Origin of the sequence: Flavobacterium sp. SM15 (assembly GCF_022012335.1) — a bacterium.
GTDB lineage: Bacteria > Bacteroidota > Bacteroidia > Flavobacteriales > Flavobacteriaceae > Flavobacterium.
On record NZ_JAKLTO010000003.1, the window covers coordinates 471,152 to 479,486 of the forward strand.

The 8,335-nt window shown below is 39.7% G+C and carries 2 protein-coding genes; one reads left to right on the forward strand and one right to left on the reverse strand.

Annotation, left to right across the window (positions count from 1 at the left end; genetic code table 11):
- Nucleotides 1–76: 76 nt before the first annotated feature.
- Nucleotides 77–5,320, reverse strand: coding sequence for a hypothetical protein (locus tag LZZ90_RS07815; protein ID WP_237790120.1), 5,244 nt, complete (start codon nt 5,318–5,320; stop codon nt 77–79).
- Between the two features lie 799 nt (nt 5,321–6,119).
- Here LZZ90_RS07815 and LZZ90_RS07820 point away from each other — a divergent pair.
- A partial coding sequence (locus tag LZZ90_RS07820) for a reprolysin-like metallopeptidase (protein WP_237790121.1) occupies nt 6,120–8,335 on the forward strand: 2,216 nt, incomplete at its 3' end.

The window sequence follows — 8,335 nt, forward strand, 5'->3', positions numbered from 1 at the left end:
TTCTTTTTTGAAACTTCTATAAAATGACAAAGGCTGGTATTTAAACCAGCCTTTGCTTTTGATTATCTAAGGGAATTTATTTGTTGGAAATCACTTTTTTCATGCTTACTTCTCGGTCGGTAATCACTTTGATAAAGTACATTTGACCTTCTCCTAAATTGAATGTAGGAGTAAGAACAACTTCTTTATTTTGGTAAGCATCTGGATCATCATAAGACATTAAGATGGTACCTTTATAATCGTACATCTCAATTCTCGCTTTTGATTGATAATTAAAATCGTATCTGATTGTTAAGTTTTCTTTAAACGGAACTGGGAATGCAGTAAATAGATCTGTTACAGAATCAGATTTAGCATTTGGCACAGTACAAGCTCCTGGTAATGGAGTATTGTCTGAACAACCGGCTAAAGCATCAAGTGATCCTACACTTCCAGCATCAAGATTACCATTCACATAACTTGCAAATGAATAGGTACTGTTCAAATCAGCACCAGAATAGACTGCTCCAAGTAGAGATTTTACGTTATACTTAATCGAGATAATATAGTTTTCACCAGGTATAGCGCCGTTTACAACAAGTCTTGCTCCTTTACCATTGTCTATAAAACTAGGTACAAAAGACACATTACCACAACTACTTGTAAACAAACGAATCTGTTGCAAACTGTTTTTATCGTAACCATGAATTTCAAACAATTTACTTAATTCTCCATCGTTGGACTGTTTCACTTCAATTGAGAAGGAAGCTGCTGGTGCAACTACACTGGCGTAATAAAAGAACACCCCAGGAATTGCGTTTCTCACAACTTTACCTTTAACCGTTGTACAAACATTCAATAAACTCGAAGCAGTTCCGGTAATGTAGTTACAACAAGTTGTTTGTGTTGGGAAAATATGGCCTCCACAAGTAATCAAATCTACATTGACGTTATCACTGATTTCACAATCATTATCATCCACTACCCTTATTGTGTAGCTGTTTGTACCCAGATTCATAAAATCATGTGGTGAGGTGACTACACCTGCACTAACTCCATTAATGTAAACTGTATAAGGAGATGTTCCTCCAGAGAACGTTGCTCTTATACTACCTGTTGCGGTTCCTGCACAGTTTTCAGGAAGTGATGATAAGGAAAGACTAAGCGCAGCATTTGGTTGACTGATTATTGTGCTGTTTTCATTACGACATCCTCCGGTATTTCCGTTGGCATCGGTAATCACAACACTATAGGTACCAGCTACTAAGCCTGATAAATCCTGATCGTCGGCCTGACCGGCTGGTATCACACCTCCGTTAGTAGCACTCCAAGCATAAGCATAAGGCGGTGTACCTCCCGATGGGGTCAAATCAATCGATCCGGTTGCAGCTCCATAACAAAGCACATCAACATCGCTGATTTGGCTTGATATAGCATTGTCTGGTTCGATAATAATTACAAGTTTTGTCGCACGACATCCACCTGCATTTCCATTAGCGTCGGTAATTATAACTTCATAGGTACCAGCAACTAAGCCTGATAAATCCTGATCATCGGCTTGACCGGATGGAATTACACCTCCGTCAGAAGCAGTCCATGCATAAGCATACGGTGGAACTCCTCCCGATGGGCTTAAATCGATCGAACCGGTAGCTCCTCCATTACAAAGCACATTAACATGCGTTTCAGTAGCTGAAAGACTAGCTTCAGGTTGACTGATTACAGCGCTGTTTGTTGCACGACAACCGCCGGAATTTCCGTTGGCATCGGTAATCACAACACTATAAGTACCAGCAACTAAGCCTGATAAATCCTGATCATCAGATTGACCGGCTGGAATAACACCACCATTAGTAGCACTCCAAGCATAAGCATAAGGCGGTGTACCTCCCGATGGGGTTAGATCAATCGATCCGGTTGCAGCTCCATAACAAAGCACATCAACATCGCTGATTTGACTTGATAAAGCGGCGGCAGGTTGACTGATTACAGCGCTGTTTTCATTACGACAACCGCCGGTATTTCCGTTGGCATCGGTAATCACAACACTATAAGTACCAGCAACTAAGCCTGATAAATCCTGATCGTCGGCCTGACCGGCTGGAATAACACCACCATTAGTAGCACTCCAAGCATAAGCATAAGGCGGTGTACCTCCCGATGGGGTTAGATCAATCGATCCGGTTGCAGCTCCATAACAAAGCACATCAACATCGCTGATTTGACTTGATAAAGCGGCGGCAGGTTGACTGATTACAGCGCTGTTTTCATTACGACAACCGCCGGTATTTCCGTTGGCATCGGTAATCACAACACTATATGTACCAGCTACTAAGCCTGATAAATCCTGATCGTCGGCCTGACCAGCAGGAATAACACCTCCGTTAGTAGCACTCCAAGCATAAGCATAAGGTGGTGTACCTCCCGATGGGGTTAAATCAATTGATCCGGTCGCTCCTCCATAACAAAGTACATCAACATCGCTGATTTGACTTGATAAAGCGGCGGCAGGTTGACTGATTACTGCGCTGTTTTCATTACGACATCCTCCGGAATTTCCGTTGGCATCGGTAATCACAACGCTATAAGTACCAGCAACTAAGCCTGATAAATCCTGATCATCAGATTGACCGGCTGGAATAACACCACCATTAGTAGCACTCCAAGCATAAGTATAAGGCGGTGTACCTCCCGATGGGGTCAAATCAATCGATCCGGTTGCTGCTCCGAAACAAAGCACATCAACATCGCTGATTTGACTTGATAGAGCATTGTCTGGCTCAATAATAATTACAAGTTTTGTGGCTCTACAAGCTCCAGCTGTACCATTGGCGTCGGTAATTATAACTTCATAAGTACCAGCAACTAAGCCTGATAAATCCTGATCATCGGCTTGACCGGATGGAATAACACCTCCGTCAGAAGCACTCCAAGCGTAAGCATACGGTGGAACTCCTCCCGAAGGGCTTAAATCGATGGAACCGGTAGCTCCTCCATTACAAAGCACATTAACATGGGTCTCAGTAGCCGAAAGACCGGCTTCGGGTTGACTGATTACTGCGCTGTTTTCATTACGACATCCTCCGGAATTTCCATTGGCATCGGTAATCACAACACTATAGGTACCAGCAACTAAGCCTGATAAATCCTGATCGTCGGCCTGACCGGCTGGAATAACACCTCCGTTAGTAGCACTCCAAGCATAAGCGTAAGGCGGTGTACCTCCCGATGGGGTTAAATCAATTGATCCGGTTGCTGCTCCGAAACAAAGCACATCAACATCGCTGATTTGACTTGATAATGCCGCATTTGGTTGACTGATTACTGCACTGTTTGTTGCACGACATCCTCCGGAATTTCCGTTGGCATCGGTAATCACAACACTATATGTACCAGCAACTAAGCCTGATAAATCCTGATCGTCGGCCTGACCGGCTGGTATCACACCTCCGTTAGTAGCACTCCAAGCATAAGCATAAGGCGGTGTACCTCCCGATGGGGTTAAATCAATTGATCCGGTTGCAGCTCCATAACAAAGCACATCAACATCGCTGATTTGACTTGATAAAGTGGCGGCAGGTTGACTGATTACAGCGCTGTTTTCATTACGACAACCGCCGGTATTTCCGTTGGCATCCGTAATCACAACACTATAAGTACCAGCAACTAAGCCTGATAAATCCTGATCGTCGGCCTGACCGGCTGGAATAACACCTCCGTTAGTAGCACTCCAAGCATAAGTATAAGGCGGTGTACCTCCCGATGGGGTTAAATCAATTGATCCGGTTGCAGCTCCATAACACAAGACATCAACATCGCTGATTTGACTTGATAAAGCGGCATCGGGTTGATCTATAAAAAATGTACACTGATCATTATTAATATCTGGCAATGGAATTGTATCAACGGTGTCTGTAATAAAAACTAAATATTCTTTGTCACCACTTAACCCACTAAAGGTATATGTTGCGAAAGTTTGATTAAGATCATTATTAACAGGCAAACTGTTCGCTATAGATACACTCAAATTTGATGTATCATATAGATAAAAAATGTAAGGAGGAAATCCTGCAGAAGCTTTAACTGTAATCGAACCGGTCTGGTCACCATAACACAATGGATTAGACGATGCAATTTTATCACAAACTGGAGCACAAGGATTGTTCACCGTAAAAGCTGCTGTTACCGTATCGGTTTTTCCACAAGCATCCGTAATTGTCCAGGTAACAGAAGTTGGCGGATCTGTACCATCAAACGAAGGCGCTGTAGGAATAGGTGGGTTTCTTGTTACAGTATAAGAGCCAGCTCCTCCATTCAATACTACAACACCATTTGATTCTACGTCGTTAGGATTATTTGGAGTAGCATTAGCTAACCAAGCACTAAACGCTGCATCAATTGCTGCCTGAGCTTCCGCCTCACTAACCCCACATAGAGTGTTCGCTGAAGCAGGAGCCTTAGTGATATCTGGGAATGTCTCAGCATTTTGATTTATCACAATTCCCGAAACCGAAGCCGAACAACTGTTTGCACCAGTGACCACTACACTATAAGTACCTGCTACTAATCCTGACAGATCCTGATCATCAGCTTGACCTGAAGGAATCACACCTCCATTAGATGCTGTCCAGGCATAGGTATACGGCTCAACCCCTCCAATTGGTGTTAAATCAATTGATCCGGTTGCACTTCCAAAACATGCAGCATCTGTTGCATCTGCAGTTGCATTAAATGGTGGGGTAATGATAACATTAGGATTGTTCCAACAGTATTTACCATTTGGATTGTTTGCCAATGTTACCGGACATGCAGCATTAGCACTCGCAGCAGTCCAAACTAAAAGAATATCTGACAATTCAAATGTACTACCACAAGTAAAGGTAATAGTACCAAAATTCAAAACCTGTCCACCAGGTGGCTCAAGCGAGCTTTTAACAAGTGGTCCTGAACATTTGAAAAAATCTGTAACTACAGGCACACCATTGGGTGGGGATTCCATTAAGTCCCCCATAACAGCCAAATATCTTGGATCACTATTGGTATTATGGTGAACTGTAATGTATAAGGTCCCACTTACTTGAGTACCAGGCTCACAGTTATTACAAGCATTCGGAAGAACTATTCTAGCGGATACAATTTGAACGTCATTTGCAGGACATTTTCCACGCGTGTAGGCAGGATTGTCTCGCAAATCAGTTTGTTGAGCAAACACCGAATTAATGGATAACCCGGAAAGTAAAAAAAATAAAATTAGTGAAAGTAAATATTGCGAATAGGTTTTAATTTTTAGTGTTTTTTTACAATGCTCTTCATCTTTTAAATGAGAAATTTTTCGTTTCATAATAATACGGTTTTAGAGCCATATTATTAGTGGGAGTTCAATGACAGAAAAAGGGGAATCCAAAAAATAAGTCCCTTTCAATCAAAAATTGAAACTCTAAGATTATTTGAAAAAGAAAAAAGAAAAAAATGTGAATTGATTCTTGCGGAGGTATTATTGCACTTGCAATCACAATCAATCATAAAACCGTCTAATAACCTTATTAAAGTTTATCGAGACAAATTTAACACTATTTTCACGAAGAGTGTTAACAAACAACTGACAATTTTAAGACTTTAACTTTTTTAACAAAACATTGATTACCAATTACTTACAAATAAAAACTATTGAGATTAATTACTAAAAAAATGGCTACAAACAAGAACAGAGCCTCTAAATGCGAATAGTGTTCAAACTTTATATTTTAATCATTTTCGAAACATTAATTAGTTCTATTTTTTTAATTCAGCATATAAAAACATTTATTCAATTGCATTTACTTTATCTCTTTTAAGAAAATAAACTTATTACAGTTAAAATACTTTTAAAGTTTAATTTGAAATTTAAGTACACAATTTTTTAAAAATACTATAATTTTCTTACAGTAAAAGAATTCAATTTTTCAAAACAAAACATATACAAATTGCTGATAATTAAATAATTAAAGAATTTATTTATCAATTTTATCCCAAAAAAATAAAATAATTATAGTCCAAATCTTATAAACCGAAAAAAAACGTGCATTTCATCGATATTTTTGTTAATTTCATCGATATTTTTTTCTAACTGTTTAATTTTGAACCAGTTAAAAAAATTATTTATGAGAAAATTAATTTGTGCTGCCCTACTACTTATCGGAACCTACGGAATTGCTCAGAGCAAAAATGATTTATGGAAAAAGAGTACTGCAAAAGAAAACTCTGGAAGGATTTCAAAATCCAACTTGCCACAAAAAAACATTTTCGATTTAGACTTACCTACTATGAAAAAGATGCTGGCTAAATCTCCTAAAAGAGATGCTTCCAACATTACTTCAAACACGATCATCACGTTACCTAACGGAGAAGGTCAATTAGAAAACTTTAAAGTTTATGAAAACTCAGTGATGGATCCGGCGTTAGCGGCTAAATATCCGGATATTAAATCGTATGTAGCTGTTGGCGTTGAAAACCCAAGTGCTCGTGCTTATTTCAGTAATTCGCCATTAGGATTCAAATCCATGACTTTATATCCTAACAAAGAAACTGTTTTTGTTGAGCCGATTAGTGCTGATAATACCACGTACACAGTTTATAAAAAATCTGAAACAGAAAACACTTTAGATAACTTTGAGTGTGGTGTAACTGATGTTGCTGTGAAAGCTTATAATCAATCGAACATTACCCTTGCACGTGGAGCTGATGACAGTAAACTACGTACTTACAGACTAGCGCTATCTTGTACAGGAGAGTATACTACATATTTCGGAGGAACTAAAGCTTTAGCATTAGCAGGAATGGCAAACACACTTACCAGAGTAAATGGTGTTTTTGAAAGAGATTTAGGAGTACGATTGATTCTTATTGCCAACAATGATTCGATTATTTATACCGATTCAACTACCGACCCATACACTGATGCTTCAGCATATTGGGGAACACAATTACAATCAAATTTGACCACGGTTATTGGGGAAACTAATTACGATCTAGGACATTTGCTTGCAGGGACCACAGCTGGTGGAAATGCGAACTGTATTGGTTGTATCGGTGAAGATGGCATAAAAGGTAGTGGTTACACAGGTAGAAGCATCCCTTCAGGTGATAATTTTGATATTGATTATGTAGCACACGAAATGGGACATCAATTGGGTGCTAACCACACGTTTACCTATAGAACAGAAGGTGCAAATCCAGCTCAAATGGAACCTGGAAGCGCTTCTACTATCATGGGATATGCAGGACATGCTACCTATAATATTCAATCACACTCTGATGCTTATTTTCACGCAATCAGTATCCAACAAATAACTGACAACATCAAAGCTAAATCTTCTGGTTCAATAACAAGTACAGGTAACGCTACACCTGTTGTGAATGCTGGATTAGATTACACTATTCCAAAAGGAACCCCTTTTATGTTAACAGGAACTGCAACGGATGCAAATACTAATGATATTCTTACTTACTCATGGGAGCAAATGGATTTAGGAAATGCTACTGCAACTGTTCCTTCAGAAACATCTGCCACAGGGCCTCTTTTCAGATCGTATCTTCCAAGTACATCTTCTACTAGATACTTTCCAAATATGACCAGTATATTGGCAGGAGCAACAATAACTCGTAATTCTCCTGTTAGTTCTACATTCAATGTGGAAGCATTACCAAATGTTGCCCGTACTTTAAACTTCCGTTTAACGGTTCGTGACAACAGAGTTGGGGGTGGTGCCAACAATACAGACGATATGGTTGTAACTGTAAATGGTACAGCAGGACCTTTTACCGTAGACACTCAAAATACAGCTGTTTCTTATGCTGCTGGAACATCTCAAACAATTAACTGGACCGTTGCAGGGACTACTGCTAATGGAATAAACGCTGCTAATGTAGACATTTTATTATCGACAGATGGGGGACAAACATTCCCGATCACTTTAGTTGCAGGAACTCCAAATGACGGTTCACAAAATGTTGTGATTCCTAACAACCCAGGAACAACCAACAGAATCATGGTTAAAGGATCAGGACATATTTTCTTTGATGTAAACAATGCAAACTTTACCATTACAGGTTCTGCAACTGCGGACACTGCTGCTCCAACAGCTTCAACTCTTTCGGCTTCAGCAACAACTGCTTCAAGCACCAACTTATCTTGGACAACAGCAACAGATAATTCTGGAGTAACGGGTTATGATGTTTATCAAAACGGAGTATTGAAAACTACCACTACTTCAACAACATTAGCGGTAGCAGGTTTGTCAGCTTCCACAACTTATAACTTTTATGTGAAAGCTAAAGATGCAGCTGGAAATGTATCATCGGCTAGTAACATCGTAAA